Source organism: Collinsella sp. AF23-2 (assembly GCF_003459245.1).
In the GTDB taxonomy this organism is placed as follows: Bacteria; Actinomycetota; Coriobacteriia; order Coriobacteriales; family Coriobacteriaceae; genus Collinsella.
This window is the reverse complement of record NZ_QRVG01000002.1, coordinates 64,107-83,797: the sequence shown is the minus strand read 5'-3', so window position 1 is coordinate 83,797 and position 19,691 is coordinate 64,107. Positions and strand designations below refer to the sequence as shown.

18 protein-coding genes are annotated in these 19,691 nt (G+C 64.3%); 6 read left to right on the top strand and 12 right to left on the bottom strand.

The features are described 5' to 3' along the window. Positions 1 to 21: 21 nt before the first annotated feature. From DWY03_RS01975 to cobM, 10 genes are read right to left on the bottom strand one after another with little or no spacing between them, the layout of a single operon-like run. Entirely contained in the window at positions 22 to 789 is a 768-nt protein-coding gene (locus DWY03_RS01975) for an adenosylcobinamide-GDP ribazoletransferase (RefSeq protein WP_158558597.1), read from the bottom strand. Then, positions 786 to 1,334, bottom strand: coding sequence for a bifunctional adenosylcobinamide kinase/adenosylcobinamide-phosphate guanylyltransferase (locus DWY03_RS01970; RefSeq protein WP_117837185.1), 549 nt, complete (start codon positions 1,332 to 1,334; stop codon positions 786 to 788). Before DWY03_RS01970 ends, DWY03_RS01975 begins: the two co-directional genes overlap by 4 nt. Further along, the gene (locus tag DWY03_RS01965; protein ID WP_117837186.1) at positions 1,331 to 2,473 is read right to left on the bottom strand and encodes a nicotinate-nucleotide--dimethylbenzimidazole phosphoribosyltransferase; all 1,143 of its coding nucleotides are present in this window, start codon (positions 2,471 to 2,473) and stop codon (positions 1,331 to 1,333) included. The genes DWY03_RS01970 and DWY03_RS01965 overlap by 4 nt, the downstream gene beginning before the upstream one ends. After that, on the bottom strand, positions 2,466 to 3,848 hold the full coding sequence (locus DWY03_RS01960) for a cobyrinate a,c-diamide synthase (RefSeq protein ID WP_231500782.1): 1,383 nt from the start codon (positions 3,846 to 3,848) through the stop codon (positions 2,466 to 2,468). The genes DWY03_RS01965 and DWY03_RS01960 overlap by 8 nt, the downstream gene beginning before the upstream one ends. Beyond that, entirely contained in the window at positions 3,845 to 5,317 is a 1,473-nt protein-coding gene (cbiE, locus tag DWY03_RS01955) for a precorrin-6y C5,15-methyltransferase (decarboxylating) subunit CbiE (RefSeq protein ID WP_117837187.1), read from the bottom strand. The genes DWY03_RS01960 and cbiE overlap by 4 nt, the downstream gene beginning before the upstream one ends. Continuing rightward, positions 5,305 to 6,048 (bottom strand): precorrin-3B C(17)-methyltransferase, encoded by a 744-nt coding sequence (gene cobJ / locus DWY03_RS01950; protein ID WP_117773819.1) that lies wholly within the window; start codon positions 6,046 to 6,048, stop codon positions 5,305 to 5,307. Before cobJ ends, cbiE begins: the two co-directional genes overlap by 13 nt. Then, a complete protein-coding gene (locus DWY03_RS01945; protein ID WP_231500783.1) occupies positions 6,048 to 7,139 on the bottom strand; it encodes a cobalt-precorrin 5A hydrolase in 1,092 nt (363 codons plus the stop codon). The genes cobJ and DWY03_RS01945 overlap by 1 nt, the downstream gene beginning before the upstream one ends. Before the next feature lie 42 nt (positions 7,140 to 7,181). Beyond that, positions 7,182 to 7,871: a precorrin-2 C(20)-methyltransferase gene (cobI, locus tag DWY03_RS01940; RefSeq protein WP_117837189.1), complete on the bottom strand. Its 690-nt coding sequence runs from the start codon at positions 7,869 to 7,871 to the stop codon at positions 7,182 to 7,184. Next, positions 7,864 to 9,048, bottom strand: a complete 1,185-nt coding sequence (gene cbiD / locus DWY03_RS01935; protein WP_255413190.1) for a cobalt-precorrin-5B (C(1))-methyltransferase CbiD — start codon at positions 9,046 to 9,048, stop codon at positions 7,864 to 7,866. Before cbiD ends, cobI begins: the two co-directional genes overlap by 8 nt. Position 9,049: 1 nt before the next feature. After that, positions 9,050 to 9,841: a precorrin-4 C(11)-methyltransferase gene (cobM, locus tag DWY03_RS01930; RefSeq protein ID WP_022094563.1), complete on the bottom strand. Its 792-nt coding sequence runs from the start codon at positions 9,839 to 9,841 to the stop codon at positions 9,050 to 9,052. Positions 9,842 to 10,299: 458 nt separating this feature from the next. On the opposite strand from cobM, the gene DWY03_RS01925 reads away from it, so the two are divergent. The 6 genes from DWY03_RS01925 to DWY03_RS01900 all read left to right on the top strand — a co-directional run bounded on the left by DWY03_RS01925 (position 10,300) and on the right by DWY03_RS01900 (position 17,459). Beyond that, complete coding sequence (locus DWY03_RS01925; RefSeq protein ID WP_117837190.1) at positions 10,300 to 11,226, top strand: sirohydrochlorin cobaltochelatase; 927 nt, start codon at positions 10,300 to 10,302, stop codon at positions 11,224 to 11,226. Between the two features lie 145 nt (positions 11,227 to 11,371). Then, positions 11,372 to 11,905, top strand: coding sequence for a hypothetical protein (locus DWY03_RS01920; protein WP_117837191.1), 534 nt, complete (start codon positions 11,372 to 11,374; stop codon positions 11,903 to 11,905). A gap of 4 nt (positions 11,906 to 11,909) precedes the next feature. After that, positions 11,910 to 13,481 carry an ABC transporter substrate-binding protein gene (locus DWY03_RS01915; RefSeq protein WP_117837192.1) on the top strand — a complete coding sequence of 524 codons (1,572 nt, stop codon included), beginning with the start codon at positions 11,910 to 11,912 and terminating at the stop codon, positions 13,479 to 13,481. Positions 13,482 to 13,503: 22 nt separating this feature from the next. Beyond that, positions 13,504 to 14,526 carry an iron ABC transporter permease gene (locus DWY03_RS01910; RefSeq protein ID WP_117837193.1) on the top strand — a complete coding sequence of 341 codons (1,023 nt, stop codon included), beginning with the start codon at positions 13,504 to 13,506 and terminating at the stop codon, positions 14,524 to 14,526. Between the two features lie 12 nt (positions 14,527 to 14,538). Continuing rightward, complete coding sequence (locus DWY03_RS01905) at positions 14,539 to 15,873, top strand: ABC transporter ATP-binding protein (RefSeq protein ID WP_233506802.1); 1,335 nt, start codon at positions 14,539 to 14,541, stop codon at positions 15,871 to 15,873. A 152-nt stretch (positions 15,874 to 16,025) separates the two neighbouring features. Continuing rightward, positions 16,026 to 17,459, top strand: a complete 1,434-nt coding sequence (locus DWY03_RS01900) for a radical SAM protein (RefSeq protein ID WP_117837195.1) — start codon at positions 16,026 to 16,028, stop codon at positions 17,457 to 17,459. Between the two features lie 188 nt (positions 17,460 to 17,647). Here the strand turns inward: DWY03_RS01900 and DWY03_RS01895 are convergent, their stop codons facing one another. Together DWY03_RS01895 and DWY03_RS01890 are read right to left on the bottom strand one after the other, a co-directional pair. After that, positions 17,648 to 18,259, bottom strand: a complete 612-nt coding sequence (locus tag DWY03_RS01895) for a TetR/AcrR family transcriptional regulator (RefSeq protein ID WP_158558596.1) — start codon at positions 18,257 to 18,259, stop codon at positions 17,648 to 17,650. A gap of 116 nt (positions 18,260 to 18,375) precedes the next feature. Then, complete coding sequence (locus DWY03_RS01890) at positions 18,376 to 19,683, bottom strand: lysylphosphatidylglycerol synthase transmembrane domain-containing protein (protein WP_117820245.1); 1,308 nt, start codon at positions 19,681 to 19,683, stop codon at positions 18,376 to 18,378. Between the last annotated feature and the right edge of the window lie 8 nt (positions 19,684 to 19,691).

The following is a 19,691-nucleotide window of genomic DNA, read 5'->3' as shown; positions in this document are numbered from 1 at the left end:
GCGCGCCACCTACCACGAGCATCATAGGAGCATGCCCCCCGCCACCAGCATGGCAAGCATCGCGAGCTCGGCCCATTGCAGAAACCATCCGGCCAAATCCCCCGTCACCCCGCCGAAGCGGGACAGGGCAACATGGCGGTACCACGCGAGCGCCAAAAGCCCCGCCACCGCCATAAGGGCGCCGACGGCCTGAGCGCACGCGACCATCCCTGCAGCCGAAGCCGCAGCGAAAGCGCAAAGCGGCACGGCGATCGCCGAGCGCTTCTTCGAAGGCGAGAGCCCCGCGGCCATGCCGTCCGCCCGCGCGGCAGGCCAGCATTCAACGGCGAGCCCCGAAAGCGCGCGGGAGAACACGAGCGAGCACAGAAGCGCGAGGAACGCCCCCGCCGTAAGCGGCAGCGCGGTGAACAGGGAAAACTGCAGAATAAGGTACACGACAACACCGATGACCCCGAAGGCGCCCGCCCGCGGGTCGTGCATGATCTCGAGCTTTCGCTCGCGCGGGGCCCAACTTGCAAGCGCATCGGAGGTGTCGCAGAGCCCGTCTAGGTGGATGCCTCCCGTCACCGCCACAGGCAGCGCCACGAGCACGGCCGCGACGATGGTCGCGGGCACGCCGAGCAGGTTCGCCACGTGCCCCCACGCCGTCATGAGGAAGCCTTCCGCAAGGCCCACCAGGGGAAACGCGGCAAGCGCATGGGTTGATCCGAAATCGGTCCAGGCCGATTTCGGGACGGGGATGCGCGAGAACGTTCCGAACGCCGCGCCGATTGCCTCAGCTATCTTCACCTTGTAGGTCCTTCGCCTTTCATCCACACGGGAATCCCGCATACCACTTCGACTGCGCGGTCGGCCAGCGCCGCCACGCCCGCGTTCACGCGCGCGAGCGCGCGCCTCCATGCCTCGGTCCCCTCATCGTAGCGCATCCCATCGGCGAACACGTCGACGGTGACCACCACCGTATACGCAGCGGCCTGAGCGAGCCGTTCGATGCCTCCGAGCACCTCGCGCGCCGCAGCGTCGGGGTCACGTGGGGACAAGCCGCCTTCCGCGAAAAGCTCGTTTGCAACCAGGTTGCCCACGTCCTCCAAAAGAAGCGTGCAGCCGCGCGGAAGCCCGGACACTGCAGTGCCCACGTCACGCGTGCGCTCGAGGGTGGAAAACCCCTTGCCCTCGCGCAGCGCCCGATGGCGCGCGATGCGGCGGGCGCCCTCTTCCCCGAAGGGCTCCATCGTTGCCAGGTACACGCGAGGGCCGTCGCGCCCGAGGCACAGGGACTCGGCGTAGGCGCTCTTGCCGCTCGCGGCGGCGCCGATGACGAGCGTCACCGTCATTTCCCGGCCTCGAAATGCTCGTAAGCAGCCATGCCAGTCGCCGTGAACGTCTTCCCATCCCGGTACACGCGCAGCGCCGAATCCAGAAGGGGCAGATACGCCATGGCGCCCGCACCCTCGCCCAAGTGCATGCCTGCGTCGAGGGGTGCCTTTATGCCGAGCTCGCGAAGGAGCTCCTGGCTTGCGGGTTCGCTTGATGCGTGGGTGCCCACGAGGTAGCCCAAGGCGTTGGGGCACAGGCGCGCCGCACACAGGGCCGCCGTGCAGGATATGACCCCGTCGAGGAGCGCCGGCGCCTTCGAGGCCGCGGCCCCCAGGTAGAAGCCGCACATCGCCGCGATGTCGAAGCCGCCCACCTTCGAGAGCACGTCGATCGGGTCGGCGGGATCGGGCGAGTTCGCGTCGATAGCGCGCTCGACCACGTCGCGCTTGAGCGCGAGCGAGGCGTCCGAGAGCCCCGCGCCGCGCCCGACGAGGCTCCGCGCGTCCGTCCGGATGAGCACTGCGGCCACCGCCGCCGAGGTGGTCGTGTTGCCGATGCCCATCTCGCCCGCGGCGAGAAGGCGTACGCCGGCGCGGGCTAGCCCGCACGCGACGGCGATTCCGACCTCGATCGCGCGCACGGCCCCATCGCGAGACATAGCGGACCCGTGCGCGATGTTGCCGCTCCCCCGCCGCACGTTCGCGCGCACCATGCGCGCGTCTTCTATGCCCCGGGCCATACCCACGTCGACGGGCACGACCTCGGCACCCGCGAACGCCGCCATGCGACAGGCGCTCGTGGCCCCCTCGCACATGTTGCGCGCGACGGCTCGCGTCACGTCTTGCCCGCTTTGCGACACGCCTTCGGCAACAACCCCGTTGTCGGAGAAGAATACCGCGAGCGCACGGGGAAACTCGGCCACCTCGGCGCTCCCCTGAGCTGCGGCGATACGCGCGACGGCGTCTTCAAAGTCGCCCAATCCCCCCAAGGGGTGCGCGATGGAGTCCCACGCGGCGTACGCGGCGGCGCGGGCGCACTCGTCTGCGGGCGCAATCCGGGAGAGCGCGGCTTCGAGCACGGCGCCCGGCGCCGACGAGAACGCGCGCTCGACTTCCTCGCGGATGCAGGCAAGCGCGGTTTCAGTTGCTTCAGCCATGCCGTCTCCTCTCTGCGAACGACGCTGCGGCAGACGCGAACGCGCGCGCAACGTCGGGGTTCGCAGGATAGTACACATGCGGGAAGCCCGCAACCAGGGACGGGGTGGTCGTCATGCACGGCCAGCCCTTGTCGCGCCGGGGCTTCTGCGCCCAGAAGTCGCCGCCCGGGCAGGTGGACTGCCAGTAGTGGAACTCGTGCGCGCGGATGCGTGTGCCGCGCGGCCCGTAGAGCCCGTCGCGTTGAGAAGTGAGCTCCACGTACCCGAAATGGGACAGCCTTCCCCCGTTCTCGCTTGCGCCCTCAAGGGCGCCCGCAACAGGCCAGCGCCGCCCCTCGCTATCGGCGATTTCGCGCTGCAGGTACAGAAATCCACCGCATTCGGCGACCGTCGGCATACCGGATTCCACCGCGCGCCGCACCGCCTCGCGCATCAGCGCGTTCTCGGAAAGCTGCCGCGCATGGAGCTCCGGGTAGCCGCCCCCCAGATAGAGGGCGCTTGTCCCCCGGGGCAACTCGCTATCACACAGGGGGCTGAAAAAGGCCAGCTCGCAACCCAGGTCCTCGAGCGCGCGCAGGTTCTCCTCGTAGTAGAACGAGAACGCCTCGTCACGCGCGACGGCGATGATGGGCCACGCTCCCGCGATCGGCTCCAACCGGTAAGGATCCTCGCGGATATCGGGTGCCGTCGCCGCTATTTCGAGCAAGCGGTCGACGTCGACGCTCTTTTCCACCAGCTCGGCCATCTTGTCGATGCGCGCGGAGAGCTGCTTGACTTCTTCGGCGGTCACAAGCCCCAGATGCCGGCTTTCGAGCGAGAACGCCTCGTCGGCGGGGATATTACCCAAAACCGCGACGCCCGCGTGCTTCTCGATCGCAGGCTTCGCGTAGGCGCAGGCAGCGGCGCTCGTCTTGTTCAGCACGACGCCGCGCACGTTCGCACAAGGCAGGAACTCGGCGATGCCGCGGATTACGGCGGCGAGCGATAAAGACGCCCCGCGCCCGTTCACCACTAAAACGACCGGCGTTTCCGTGTCGCGCGCAACCTGGTAGCTGCTCGCATCGGCCACGCCGGGCGCCATGCCGTCGTAGAAGCCCATGACCCCCTCGAGCACCGCGATATCCGCGCCCGCGGCGCCGCGGGCGAGCAGGGCGCGAAGCGTCGGGGCGTCGGTGAAGAAGCCGTCTAAGTTGCCCGAGCGCGCGCCCACGACGCGGCGATGAAAGAGCGGGTCAATGTAGTCGGGGCCGCATTTGAAGGCCGCGCATGCAATGCCGCGGTGCGCGAGCGCGCGCAGGAGCGCGCACGTTACGACCGTCTTGCCGCTCCCGCTCGAGGGCGCAGCGACCATGAAGCGCGGGATGGACGTGCTCACCGGGCGCCGCCTTCCCCACCTGCGGCGCTGCAGTTAGCAAGCGAGACCACCTCAACGGATGGGTTCCCCTCGACAGAGAGGTCCTCCCCGACAGGCGACTCAGCAAGCGCGCCGACTTCGGCAAGCTCCTCGGCATCCGCGCCCGCACCACGCGCGCTGACGAGGAACACGGGGTTTTGCGCCTTCATAAGATGGTGCGAGCCTACAGCCTCGGCACGGGCGGCCGACACCTGGCACGCCTCGAACCCCTTAAAGCGCGAACCCGAGAGGAGCGCGCACGCCTCGGTGAGCGTCTCAACGGTGACGCATGGCACGCACAGGCGAACCTGCGAGTTCTTCTCGAGCGCCGCCTCCACGATGGAGGGAAGCTCGCCCGCGCTCCCGCCGACGAACACGGCGTCGGGGACAGGCAGTTTCGCGAGCGCTTCGGGGGCGACACCGGGGACCGCATGCACGTTGCCGCACCCGAATGCATCCGCGTTCTCTCGGATGAGCCGCACGCCGGCCGCGTTGCGCTCGACCGCCCATACCGACCCCGCTCGCGCGACGAGCGCCGCCTCGATCGACACGCTCCCCGTGCCGGCGCCGACATCCCACACGGTGTCGGTCGCGGTAAGGCGCAGCTTCGCGAGCGCGACGGCGCGCACCTCCTGCTTGGTCATGGGAACTTCGCCGCGGATGAAGAGCTCGTCGGGAATGCCCGAGGAAGCGTACGGCCAGCGGGAGCTCGCGGCGCGGAATGCGCCCGCAGAGTCCGCCGCGAAAGAAGCCGCCGCGGGCGCAGACGCGCCGGCCGGCGCCTCGGAGGCTGCGCTAGAGCCCGCAGGCGACCCGGCGCAGCCTGCGAACTCGATAAGCATCACGTTCAAGTCGTCGAACGTCTGACCTGCGATTTCACTTGCGGTCGCGCAGGTGATGCGCTCGTCGGGGTACGACAGGCGCTCGGCCACCGTCACGCGCGCGTCCGCGAAGCCCGCCTGCACAAGCTCGCCCGAAAGCCGCGAGGGGTCTTCCCCGCCCGACGTGGCGAGGAAGAGCTCACCTGCGCGCTCGGCCTCGGCCACGATGTCGCACGCCACGCCGTGAGCGCTCGCGAAGCGCCAATCCTGCCATGGACGCGCGAGGCGCGCGGCGAGATACGACGCTGAGCTTATGCCGGGAATGACGTGCACGTCCACCTGCGCGTCGCCGGAGAGAGCCTCCATCAGGCGGCGCGCGCCGCTGAACAGCCCCACATCGCCCGTCATCACGACCACGGCGCGCTGCCACGACGCCGCATCAATGAGCGCGGCGACGATGTCCGCCGTCTTCACGAGCTCGCATTTCACCACGTCGGGCGGCACGTCGATGCCGACAAGCGCGCGATGAGCGCCGATGACCACGTCGGCGATGTCGATCGCGTCGAGCGCCGCACGCGAGAGCAAGTCGGGGTTTCCGGGCCCCGCCCCGATGATCGTTACCTTTCGCATGGAATCTCCCGATACCCGCGCGGCGTGACCATACGGCCGCCTACGCGCTTCGTGTCCGCGTTGCCGACGAACACGGTGGTGAACATGTCGGCGTCGAACTCCTCCAGCTCGGAGAGCCTGCACATGCCCGACTGCTGCCCCTCGCGCCCGATGTTGCGTACCCAGCCGCAGAGCGTGTCGGGGGCCTTCCATTCGAGCATAATCTTCGCCGCGCGCGAGAGCCTGTCGGCGCGCTTTCTGCTGCGCGGGTTGTACAAACAGATGCAGAAGTCGGCGCTCGCCACGGCGGCGAGCCTGCGCTCGATGACATCCCACGGCGTGAGCAGGTCGGAGAGCGACACGACCGCGAAGTCGTGGGCAAGCGGGGCGCCGAGCACCGCCGACCCGCTCTGAGCCGCGGTGGCCCCGGCGATAACTTCCACGTCAACATCGGGGTAGTCCTCCGCAAGCTCCAGCACGGGGCTCGCCATGCCATACACGCCCGCGTCACCGCTGCACACGAGCGCCACGGCTTCTCCGCTCTGCGCGCGTGAAAGCGCCAGGCGGCACCGTTCGACCTCGTGCATCATCGGCGTCGCGAGATGCGCCGCGTCAGGCACGGCGGCGAGCGCGAGCTCCACGTATTTCGTGTACCCCACAACGATGTCGGCCGCCTCGAGCGCGCGCCGAGCCGCAATCGTCATGCCGTCGGGGCCGCCCGGGCCGATCCCCACCACGAAGAGCTTTCCCATCACCGCTCCTTAAACGAAAGTTCGAAAGTTACCTTGGAAAACGCGACGGTCACGCCGCCGTGAGCGAGCTTCGGGAAGATAAGTTTACCCCCGTCCGCGAGCGCCGCGCGCTCGCACACATTGTCGACCCCCACCGTCGCGCACACGAAATCAGATGGCGAAACGCTGCCTTCGACCTGCGACAACTCCTCTGCGGAATACGTCGCGAGCGGGATATTGCGCGCGCGGCAGAAGGCGAGCAGGCCCTCCTCGCGCGCCTTCACGTCGATCGTCGCCGCCTCGCGAACGGCCGAAGGCGAGATGCCCGCCTGCCCGCACGCGAGAAGAAACGCCTCCCCGATCGCTTCGGCGCACGCACCGCGACGGCACCCTATGCCCGCAACGATGCAGGGCACGACAAGGTGAAGCGGCTCGGGCGCAGGCGCCTGCGCCCGCACGCCCGCCGGCTTCCCCGTCTCACCGGCGGGCACGACCTCGTCCGTTGTCTCCGCCGTGCGAACGGACGCACCTGCATTCGCGCCAGCGAACGGCGACACGACGATATCGGCCCGAGCGCGGTCGGACACAATGTCAACCCCCTCAGGCGGCTGTCCCGAAATCGGCATGGCGGAATAGAGCGCCACGCGCCCGCCCGAAAGCAGCCGCGCCGACACTCGCTTGATAGCCTCGGGATTCGAAACGGCGAGCCCCGCACAGCGCGCCCACGTATCCACCGCCCACACGCCGCGGACGTCGGTCGCCGTGGTGATGACGGGGATGGCCCCTGCCGCGCGTGCCACAGTTTGCGCAAGCTCGTTCGCACCGCCCAAATGCCCCGACAAAAGCGAGACGGCAAAGCGCCCTGCCTCGTCGATCACCACAACCGCGGAATCGTTTGCCTTCGAGGCGACATGCGGCGCGATCGCCCGCACGGCGATGCCCGCCGCGCCCACGAACAGAAGCGCGTCCGACGCTTCCCACGCGAGCGCCGTCCATGCGCGCAGGTCGGCCTTCCCCTCGCCGAACCCGCGCGAAACGGAAACGTCCCAGCCAGGGTCATCTTCACCTGTCTGCGCGCAATCGGAAAGCGCACGAGCGGTGCGCTCCGCCAAAGCATACCCCCTCTCAGTGAACGCTATGCAGGAAACCCTCATCTAGCGCACCACCATCGTCGAGAAGTAGCTGCCCCGATCGGGCACATCGTCGACCGAGCGGTACACGCGCTCGCCCGGAAGCCCACAGTCCTCTACGAGCTCGGCACCGTCGAAGGCGCCCTCCTCGCGAAGGATGTGCTTCGTGTCCGCAAGCGAGCGGCGCGCCTTCATGACCACCTTCGTCCCCGGCCAGCCGATTGCGCGGCGCACGTCGTCGTAGCCGCCGGGCACGATGTGCAGAGGCGACGACATCTCGGGCGTGAGGTCGCGCTCGAGCGCCGCGGCGACCGCACAGAAGCTCGGCACGCCGGGAATGGCGCGCGCCTCGAACCCGCGGGCGCGCACGTCGGGCGCTATGCGCTGGAAGGTGGCGTAGATGCTCGGGTCCCCCAGGTTCAGCAGCGCGACGTCGCGGACCGCATCCAGGTGCGCGACAAGCTCGCGAACAAGCGAGGCATGCTCGGCCGCGCGGCGCTCGACGTCGCGCGTCATCGAGAATCGCACGGGGATCACCGTCTTGCCTGTAAGGTCGACGGCGCCGCGTACGATGTCGAGCGCGACCATGGCCCCGTCCGCCGTCTGCGGTGCGGCGATGACCGGACACGATTCGATTGTGCGGACGGCCTTGATCGTGAGCAGCTCGGGGTCGCCAGGCCCCGTGCCCACCCCGTACAGCACGCCTTTATTCATACGTCGCCCCCAATTCCCCGATAACTGCATCGGCGCCCGACGTGCGGAAAAGCTCGCGGCGCTCGGCGTCGAACACGACCGCGGCGATGTCGCATGCGCCCGCCGCGCGGCGGCGCAACCTGTCCTCGATTGCCGCAGCGAGCGATGCGCGCGCAGCGTCCCCCACGCCGGCGGCCTCGATTACCTCGAGCGCCGCCGTGGTCGTGACCGACGACATGATCTCGCGCACGGTCTTCGCGCCCGCGCCGGCCAAGGCCGCGTGGGCGGCCAGAATCTCCGCGCGGCAGTCGGCGGTACGCGAATGGGTGTCCATGATGCCGCCGGCGACCTTAACCAGCTTGCCGATGTGTCCCACAAGAAGGACATTGGTGAATCCCTCGCGAACGCAGCAATCAATCGCATCGCCCACAAAGTTGGAGATGAAGACCACCGGCGCACCGTTTAGGTGGAAATGCCCCGAGATGAACTGCCCGCCGTAGTTGCCGGGCGTGAGCACGACTCCGCGCCGCCCCATAGCCGCATGCTGCCGGATCTCGAGCACGATGCTGTCGCGCAAGGCAGCGAGGCTGCGCGGCTCGACGATGCCCGTCGTGCCCAGGATGGAGATGCCGCCCTCTATCCCCAGGTGCGGGTTGAAGGTCTTTTCGGCAAGGGAAACGCCCTCGGGTACCGAAATCGTCACAGCAATATTTCCAGAAAAGCCGTGCGCGGCGCACACCTCGCGCACCGCCGAAGTGATCATCGCGCGCGGCGTCGCGTTGATGGCGGCCGCCCCCACCGGCTGCTCGAGCCCGGGCAGCGTCACGCGCCCCACGCCCACGCCGCCATCGACGGAAACTTCCGATTCGCGCGTGGGCACGCCCTTGCTGCCCGCAGCGCCCGTGCCGGACCCCGCATGTTCCACGCGCGCGTACACGAGCACGCCGTCGGTCACATCGGCATCGTCGCCTGCGTCCTTTCGCACGGCGCACTGGGCACACCCCTCGCCGATGCATGCGTCGACCACGTTCGCCTCGACGGGCAGCCCGCCGGGGGTGACGATCGACACGAGGCCGACGGGCTTTCGTGACAAGAGCATCTCGCAGGCCGCCTTCGCCGCGAGCGCGGCGCAGCTCCCCGTGGTGTAGCCGCAGCGCAGGCGGGTCGTCCCGGTATATATGTAGTGCTCGAAGGCCACGCTAGCTGCTCGCCTTCCGATACCCCGTGGCAAACGAAGGGTCGTAAAGCTTGCTGCGCTCGTACGACTCCGCTTGCGCGCCGTCGTGCGCAAGCCCGCCGCGAGCTCCGAGCACGCGGCCCACCACCACAAGTGCCGTGCGGTCGATGCCCTCTCGCGCGCCCGCATCGGCGAGCGTGCCCACTGTGCAGCGCACCACGCGTTCCTCAGGCCAGGTCGCCTTGTACACGAGCGCCGCCGGCTCGTCGGAGCTGCGGCCCGCGGCCAAAAGCTCGGCGGAAAGCTCGGCGAGCATACCCGAGCTCAGGAAGATGACCATAGTCGAGCCGCTTTCCGCCATGGTGCGCATGCCCTCGCCCGCGGGCATGGGGGTACGTCCGGAAAGCCGCGTGATCACGACCGACTGGCTGATTCCCGGCAGCGTGTATTCCTGGCGAAGCGCCGCCGCGGCACCGCAAAAGCTCGACACGCCGGGCACCACCTCGTAGTCCACGCCGCGCGCGTCGAGCGCGTCCATCTGCTCCTGGATGGCGCCGTACAGGCACGGGTCGCCCGTGTGCAGGCGCACCACTTCCTCGCCCCGCGCATCTGCCGCGCACATCACGTCGAGCACTTCCTCCAAGGTCATGTGCGCGCTGTCGTAGACGATGCAGGATTCCTTGCACTCAGCGAGCAGCTCGGGGTTCACAAGGCTTCCCGCCCAAACGACCACGTCGGCTGCGCGCAGAAGGCGCGCCCCGCGCAGCGTGATAAGGTCGGCGGCGCCCGAGCCTGCGCCAACGATATGAATCATCCGAGCCTTCCCTTCCCGTTTCTCATCGCAACCGTTTACGCCGCCATTCGCGCAGCAGGCAAAACACGGCGCCCGCAGCGGCAATCGGCGCAAATACGCAGGCAGGAGGCGCAATGCCGCCCGCCCTGGCTTTGACACGTTCACAAGTGCCCACTATCATAGTAAAAGTTTCGGCAACGAGCATATGACAATCGGATAAAAGGAAATGACCGGCGCGGCGCCCGCACAGCCCGCGCTGGCTTGCGGAGGGAACCAGGTGGGAATCCTGGGCAAGGGACATTACTGTATAGGACGCGCGGGCGAACCGCCTCGCGCCCCAAGCCAGACTGCTTCGCCTTTTCCTCACGGCATCGCCGTGGCGTTAGCTCCTTGTGAACCCCGAGGGGTGCGCTTTTCTTTCGCTTGTGCCGACAAGCAACTGTCGCCGGGGGACCGGCAAACCGAGGAAAGGAAATACCATGTCCGACCAGATGTCACGCCGCGGCTTCATGGGCGCCGCAGCAACCGGAGCCGTCGCGCTCGCCGGAGTCGCGCTCGCGGGCTGCTCCAACACCTCCGCGAGTTCCGAGAAATCGAGTGAAAAGGAGAAGGCCGTGAAGCCGGTCATCCTCGTCACGAGCTTCGGCACGAGCTACAACGACTCGCGCCACATTACCATCGGCGCCATCGAAGACGCTATCCGCGAGAAGTACTGGCAGGACTACGACATCCGCCGCGCCTTCACCGCGCAGATCATCATCGACAAGCTGAAGAAGCGCGACGGCATCACGATCGACAACATGACCGAGGCGCTCGACCGCTGCGTGGAAGACGGCGTGAAGGAAATCGTCGTGCAGCCGACGCATCTCATGGGTGGCCTGGAATACACCGACGTGAAAGACGAGCTCGACAAGTACGCCGACAAGTTCGACAAGATCTCGCTCGGCGACCCGCTGCTCACCTCCGACGACGACTACAAGAAGGTGGCCGCAGCCATTAAGGAGAACATGGCGTCCTTCGACGACGGCAAGACGGCGCTGTGCCTCATGGGTCACGGCACCGAAGCCGATTCCAACGCCGACTATGCCAAGATGCAGGAAGTGTTTAAGAACGAGGGCTTGACGCAGTTCTTCGTCGGCACCGTCGAGGCTGAACCGACCTGCGAGGATGTTATCGCCGCCGCGAGCGCCGCAGGCTACAAGAAGGCCGTGCTCGCGCCGTTCATGGTGGTCGCGGGCGACCACGCGAACAACGACATGGCAGACGAGACCGACCCCGACAGCTGGGCTGCGAAGTTCGTGGCCGCCGGCTTCGAAGTGACGTGCCTGCTCCAGGGTCTGGGACAGAACGTCGCGGTCGACGAAATCTACGTCTCGCACGTGGACGACGCCATCGCCAAGCTGTAAACTCGCCGCGCACGGGGGCGCCGGTCGCGTCCCCGTGCAACGGGCATGCGCCTTCCCCGACTGACGGCGCATGCCCGTTGCATTCGCATCCCGTCAGCCCACCGCACGGCGCGGGCGGTCGAAGCGATTGAAAGGAACCCCCTCCATGTTGAAGAAAACCCTCGCCTTCGCCCTGTCAGCGGCGCTTTTCGCGTTCTCGCTCGCCGGCTGCGGCGGAAATTCAATCGACAGCGCAAAGGCAAGCGATGCCGATTCCCAGGAAAAGACCGAACAGGCGGCCGATGCGCCCGAGGGCGCAAGCGCTGCCCCCATCACCGCCGACAAGGTGGCCGACGGCACCTATCCGATCACCGTAGATTCCAGCTCGAACATGTTCAGGATTGTGGACGCCCAGCTCATCGTGGAAAACGGCTCCATGCACTGCGTGATGACGCTTTCCGGCACGGGCTACGGCAAGCTCTTCATGGGCACGGGCGACGAGGCTGCCGCCGCGAGCGAGGCCGACTTCATCCCCTATGTGGAAAACGCGGAAGGCAAGTACACCTACGACGTGCCCGTTGAAGCGCTCGACGAGGACACCGCCTGCGCCGCGTGGAGTATTAGAAAAGAGCAGTGGTACGACCGCACGCTCGTGTTCGAATCCGCCGGCGTCGATCTGCGCGCCGACGCACAGAAGTAACGCCATGCGGTCGATTCTTCCCAAGGGGGAAAGCAGGAAGCGTCGCAGCATCGCGGTGCGCGCGATCGCCTGCGTTCTCGTCGCCCTGCTCGCGCTTCCCTTCGCGGGGTGCAGTGCGAGCCCGAACGCGACCGGTGGCACGGCAGGCTCTCAGGAATACACTGTGAGCGTCTCGCTTGCCGGCGGGTCAGGGCGCGCAAGCATCGCCTCACCCACCACAATTGTGAAGGATGGCGACGCCTACACCGCGACCATCACCTGGTCGAGTTCGAACTACGACAAGATGACCGTCGACGGCGTAGACTACGCGCCCGTAAACGACGGCGGCAACTCCACGTTCGAGATACCCGTCACGCTCGACGAGGACATCGCCGTGTCGGCCGAGACCGTCGCCATGTCAACGCCGCACACCATCGACTACACGCTCCACTTCGATTCATCCACCATGAAGGAGAAATCGGGCGACGAAGCAAGCGGCGGCTCCCCTGCGGGAACGGCTTCAAACGCCGCGGCCGACTTCCACAACGCCGATTTGGGCTGCGGCTGGAAGCCGACGGGGACGCTTCAGCTTGAATACGCCGAGCACTTCACTGTCGACGAGTACGAAGGCGGCCTGCGGCTTATCTGCATTTCGAACGGGGAGCGCTTCCTCGTGGTGCCGCAAAATGCAAAGGTACCTGATGGGTTGAGCTCCGACATCGCGGTCATAAGGCGCCCCGCCGACAAGGTGTACCTCGTGTCGTCGGCGACGATGTGCCTGGTCGACGCGCTCGATGCGAACGACAATATCATTATGTCGGGCACGAAGGCCGACGATTGCTCGGTCGCGGGCTTCAAAAGCGCGCTCGAAAGTGGGGCGATCGCCTACGGCGGCAAGTACAGCGCGCCCGACTACGAGCGAATATCGGCCTCGGGCTGCACGCTCGCCATCGAGAACACTATGATCAACCACACGCCCGATGTGAAGGAAAAGCTGCAGAAGCTCGGACTCGTCGTGCTCACCGAACAGTCGTCGAGCGAGCCCGAAGCACTCGGGCGCGTCGAGTGGATTAAGCTTTTCGGCGTCCTATTCGACAAGGAAGACGAGGCCGCGCACCTGTTCAACGAGCAGAAGGCCCGCGTCGAGCAAACGTCGAGGCTTGCGTCGTCAGGTAAAACCGTGGCGTATTTCTACATTAACTCGAACGGGGCCGCCGTCACGCGGCGGGCGGGCGACTACGTGGCGCAGATGATCGAGCTTGCAGGCGGCAACTACGCGCTCGATGACGCGCAGACGGCGTCGACGTCAGGTTCGTCAGTAACGCTCGAAATGGAGCGCTTCTACGCGACGGCGAAGGATGCCGACATCATCGTCTACAACGGCACCATCGACGAATCGGTTGCCACCTTGAACGACTTCGTAGGCAAAAACGCGCTATTGTCGCAGTTCAAAGCCGTGAAGAACGGCAACGTCTGGGTCACAAGCGCCGACATGTACCAGCAGATGACTTCTACCGCCGACATTATCGACGAGCTGCACGGGGCGTTCACCGGCGATGACGCGAGCGACTTCCATTATCTGAGGAAGCTCGGCTAGCACCATGAGAAGCCGACTTTCCATGACATACGACGAATCGGGGCGCGCCGCGCGGTGTCGCGTCGTGACGGCGCTGCTCGCCGTTGCCCTCATCGTGCTCGTCGGGGCCAACCTGTGCATCGGGAGCGTGCTCGTGCCCGCAGACCACATCCCCGGCATCCTTTCGGGCGGCGCGGCCAATTCCATGGAAAGCCAAGTCATCTGGGAGATTCGCCTGCCGCGTGTGCTTTCAGCCGTGCTTCTCGGCGGGGCGCTTTCCCTCTCCGGGTTCCTGCTGCAGACGTTTTTCAACAACCCCATCGCCGACCCGTTCATCTTGGGCGTCTCCTCGGGCGCAAAGTTCGTCGTCGCGCTTACGATGATCGTACTTCTGGGCGCGAACCAGGCCATGTCCTCGCCGGCCATGGTGGTCGCAGCGTTTCTGGGCTCGCTTATCACCATCGGCTTCGTGCTCCTCATCGCACGGCGCATAAGTTCCATGGCCATGCTCATCGTGGCGGGCGTCATGGTGGGATACATCTGCTCGGCGGCGACGAACTTCCTCATCGCCTTCGCCGACGACCAGTCCATCGTGAACCTGCACAACTGGTCTTTGGGTAGCTTCTCGGGTTCGAGCTGGGACGACGTCGCGGTCATCGCGGTCGTGGTGATCACCGTGAGCGCATGCGTATTCGCGATATCGAAGCCCCTTTCCGCCTTCCAGCTGGGAGAAGCCTACGCGAAAAGCGTCGGCGTGAACGTCGCACGCTTCCGCGTGGTGCTCGTCCTTCTAGCGAGCATGCTCTCCGCCTGCGTGACCGCGTTCGCTGGTCCGGTGTCGTTCGTAGGCATCGCGGTTCCGCATCTCGTTAAGTCGGCGCTGAAGTCGTCGAAGCCCATCCGAGTGATTCCTGCGTGCTTCTTGGGAGGCGCCATCTTCTGCGCGGGCTGCGATTTGATCGCGCGCACGCTGTTTTCCCCCGTCGAGCTTTCCATCAGCGCCGTCACCGCCATCTTCGGCGCGCCGGTGGTTATCGCACTCATGTTGAAGAAGCGGGTGAGGTAGATGGGGAAATTCGTGCCGCAGCCCAAAACGCTCGGAGGGGACATTCCATGCTTAGACAATCCTGAGCTCGCACGAAAGCGCCAGAATGCACTTTCGGCTCGTGCGGAACTGCGCACGGGACGCCTCCTCCGAGCGGAGTCGAACCTCGAAACCCCGGTCGCAACGCAGGCTGACGGAGCGCCGCTTTTCCGCATAAGCGACCTGTCGGCGGGCTACGACAAGAAGGTCGTAGTCGAAGGCGTCGATCTGGAGGTTCGCGCGGGCGACGTCGTGGCACTCATCGGGCCGAACGGCTCGGGCAAGTCGACCATCTTGAAAACCATCACACGCCATCTGGCACCGCTTGCCGGCGCGGTCGAGCTCGACGGGCGGGAGATTTCCCGATGGAAGACGGCGGAGTTCGCAAGGAACCTTGCCGTTATGCTGACAGATCGCCCCCGGACCGAGCTCCTCACCTGCCGCGATATCGTAGAGGCGGGAAGGCATCCCTACACCGGGCGAATGGGCACACTCTCGCCCGACGACCATAGTCGGGTCGACGAGGCCATGAAAACCGCACATGTGGAAGAGCTCGCCGAGCGCGACTTCATGCAGATAAGCGACGGGCAACGCCAGCGCGTCATGCTCGCACGCGCCATCGCGCAGGATCCGCGTGTGCTCGTGCTCGACGAGCCCACATCGTATCTCGATATCCGCTACCAGATCGACCTGCTGCGAATACTTCGCCACCTTGCGAAATCGCGGAATGTGGCTGTCATCATGTCCATCCACGAACTCGAGCTCGCGCAGAAAAGCGCCGACAAAGTGATTTGCGTGAAGGACGGCCGGGTCTTCCGCGCCGGCGCACCCGAGGACATATTCACGCGCGAGACGATTGGCGAGCTCTACGGCCTTCAACATGGCACCTTCAACGAGCGCTTCGGCAGCGTGGAAATTGGGCGCCCACACGGCGATGCGCACACGTTCGTCATCGCCGGCGCAGGTACGGGGTCGGCTGTGTTTCGCCAGCTCATCCGGCAGGGCAAGGCGTTCTACGCGGGCGTTCTGCACGAAGGGGACATCGACTGCGAGCTCGCGCGCGACCTGGCGACGGAATGCGTGGCCGAGCGCGCCTTCGAGCCGATCGGGGATAAAACCATAGCCCGCGCCAAAGAGCTCCTCGTCCACTGCGCGCGCCTTATCGTGTGCCCCGCCGCCTTCGGCACCATAAACGCCCGCAACGCAGAGCTCATCGAGTTCGCACGCTCGCATGGTATCGAGGTCATGCAAGCGTGCAAAGGCGAATCGGAGGATTCCAATTGGATACGCCTAGGCGCGGTCCAAGAAATCGTCCGCATCCCCATCTGACACTATTTCACCGCAACTTAGAGAGCATCCGCTATAACGCTTCACCCCAAATTAAATTGATTCGTTGAATAGACACATTACAAATCTTTAGACTTCGTTTAATCCACAAGTGGGTATTATCACACACAGAGCACACGTGAAAGGATATACCCATGTCGCTTACACAGTCAGCAGAGCGTGCAGCGCTCAACAAGCTCATCGATTATCTCGACGACAACCCGCAAGAAAACATCGACAAAATCATGGACCTCGTGAACAAGCTGGTCCCCAATCGCGTATTTCCTGTACAGCGAGAGGCATTCACCAATGTCATCAAGAGCCGCGGCAATTGGTATGACCTGATCATGCGTGTGTTCAGCCTTAATCCCCAGATGCGAACCAAGCTGCTTAAGACCCTCATTGTCGACGCTAACCTGCTTGCTTGGCCAGAGCAGGAAAAGAACCGCGAAAAGTACCAGTGCAACGTTCCGTGGGCCATCCTGCTCGATCCCACGAGCGCCTGCAACCTGCATTGCACGGGCTGCTGGGCCGCCGAGTACGGCTACAAGCAGAATCTCTCGTTCGAAGACATCGACTCTATCGTTACACAGGGCAAAGAGCTCGGTACGCATATCTACATCTATACCGGCGGCGAGCCGCTCGTCCGCAAGCACGACCTGATCAGAATTTGCGAAAAACATCAGGACTGCGTGTTTCTCTGCTTTACCAACTCCACGCTGATCGACGAGGCCTTCTGCGACGATATGATTCGCGTAGGTAATTTTGTCCCCGCCATCAGCGCCGAGGGCAATGAGCACACCACCGACGCCCGTCGCGGCGAGGGTACCTACGCAAAGATCGAGCACGCCATGAAACTCCTGCGCGAGCGCGACTTGCCGTTTGGTATCTCCACCTGTTGGACCAGCGCCAATGCCGATACGGTTGCTACCGAGGAGAACATGGACTGGATGATCGGCGAGGGAGCACTCTTCTGCTGGTACTTCCACTTTATGCCGGTTGGCCGCAATGCAACCCCCGAGCTCATGCCCACGCCCAAGCAGCGCGAGCACATGTATCACTTTATCCGCGAAATGCGTGAGAAGAAGCCGCTGTTTACGCTCGACTTCCAAAACGACGGCGAGTTTGTAGGCGGATGTATCGCCGGCGGCCGCCGCTACCTGCACATCAACGCCGCCGGAGACGTGGAGCCGTGCGTGTTCATCCACTACTCAAACGCCAACATCCACGATGTGAGCTTACTCGACGCGCTGCGCTCTCCCCTCTTTATGAAGTACTACGAGAACATGCCGTTTAACGACAACTACCTCAAACCATGCCCCATGCTCGAGAATCCCGACGTGCTGCCAAAACTGGTCGCCGAGAGTGGCGCAATGAGCACCGACCTAATCGAGAAGGAGTCACCCGAGCAGCTGCGCGAAAAGACCCAGGCTGCCGCCGAGGCATGGTCACCTGTCGCCGACCGCATCTGGAACGACTTCGACGATCCGTTATACGCCAAGCGTCACGAGGACAAGTCGCAGGGCATGGCCGATAGCGACATGCACAAGTTCGAAAAACAGGGCCGCATACTCAAAAACGGCGATTAATGCTGCCCTACACGACAAACGCTCAGAAATGAAGCGGAGCAGTCTCGAGGCTCATCTTCGAGGCTGCTCCGCCTTACCATCAAAACAGTTTTACTAAGTTGCGGTGAAATAGGGACCGGAACGGCCTTCCAATAACCAAAACAATCCCTATTCCACCGCAACTTCTTTAAGTTGTTGAATTATCGATGCTATTCGAAGCGAGATTCCAGACTCGACAGACCGTTGAGAGTCAGGTCGTTGGCGACCTCAGAGACGCGCTCGATAGGAACCGAGCCGTCAGACAGTGCCCACGTGCGATAGATACCGATAATACCCGACAGCAAAAACGCCAGATAATAGTCGAACATCTCGTCCTTGAGACCTTGGGGCAGCAGATCGCGCTCGGCAATCTCATGTTCGAGCGGCGCACGAAGACGAGCCATGAAATCATCGAGCGGAATATTCTCGATCAGCTGACGATTGAGCACTAAGTTGTTGCACAGCGCCTCATTAACGGTTTTAAAGAAGGTCGCCGCCGCGCCAAGAGCGCGCTCGCTGGTGTCACCGTCCATAGAAGCAAGCGTTTTCTCGACCGAGTCGACAATCATCTCCACCACATCGACGGCAATGGCATCGAGCAGGCCGTCAACCGTACCAAAGTGAACGTAAAAGGTCTTGCGGTCGACATTGGCCTCGCGCGCGATGGCACTCACCGTAATGTCTGCCAGCGGCTTTTCCATGAGCAGGCGCTCGAAAGCCGAAAGGATGGCATTACGGCTGCGAATGATGCGACGATCAAGACGCGGTTTGCTGGTTGCCATGGGCGTGTCCCTTCGATATGCGAGCATTCATCAACAGATGAGAGATAATCTACGTAAGAGGATTATCCCCCATACAGCACAAATATGCCCCGCATCATGAAGAACGCACGACTGCCCTACTGCGACTTGGGATGCTTCTTCTTATTGAGTGCCGACGGAGATACGCGAATACCATCGCCTGTCTGGCGCACATAGGCTTTATGAGCCGGCTTAGCGGTCCCAGAAGCCTTCTGAGCGCGCTTCTTGGGATCAACGGTAACAGCATTCGTGGGGTGCGGCATAGTGGGCGCAGAGGGCGTCTGAGGCGTGCGGCCGAGCTTGCGCATCACGCGATCCCAGCGCGCATGGATGCTCTCGTTGTGGGCGCTCTTAAGGCCCAGCAGGGGCGCAGCCAAAATGGTCGGCGCAATAAACGTAATGAGGCGCCACAGCAGATAGCCAGCGGTCGAAGCCGACCCAAAGAAATGACCCAAGAACAATGCAAAGCCGCCCTCAGCGCCACCAGTTCCACCGGGCAGGGGGACCGCAGAGCTCAGCAGCTGGACAAAGGCGCTCGCGGCCATGACCGAGAAAAAGTCGACCTCGTGGTGGCCAAAGGCAAGCATCAGGAAATACGGCACGAGGTAGAAAAACGCGAGCTGCAGCATGGTGATGACCACCGTGAGCAGCATGGACGAAAAGTGGCCAGCCGAAAGCTTGAACTTCTCGGAGAACGAGTAGATCTCGCCATCGACAAACGTGCGCCATCCCTCGATCTTAGTGGACGAGACGCCTATGCGCTCGAGCCAATTAATGATGCAATGGGCGACGCGCGTGACGGTCTTAGGCATGAGCGCGACGGCGAAGATGCCAAGCAAGATGCAGCAGTGTCCACCAAAGCTAAAGACGCACAGCAGCGTCATGTCGCCATAGCGCTCGGCAAAAAACGGCATGCGAGCAAGCAGTAGGATAGCGCCCCAGGCAACGAGTCCAAACTGGTACACGATAAAGCGCGTGAACTGCGTGGCTCCGGCCTCGCCGACGTTTTGGCCCGCTTTGGTCAGGCGGTAGATCTGGGCGGGAGTCGAGCCCATCATCATGGGCGTAAGGTTGCCAAAGAAGATGCCGCTCGCCTCGACCGAAATGAGGTCGCGAATACCGACGGGCGAATATGGGTCGAGCCAGACGGCGATCGCATAGGCCACAATGCCAAAGAACAGATACATGAACATGCAGAGACACGCGACAACGAGCCATGGCGCCTGGACGCTCGACATTGCGGCCCAGAACTGCCCCATCTGCCCGGTTACCACCAGATAGACGATATAACCCACCAGCACGACGCCGATAAAGATGGCGCCGCGGCGTGCGCTCTTATTGTCATCTCCGCCCGAGGCCTCAACCTCGACCTGGGGCTTAGACGTATGCTGAGAGGACTCCGTCATGAGACTCC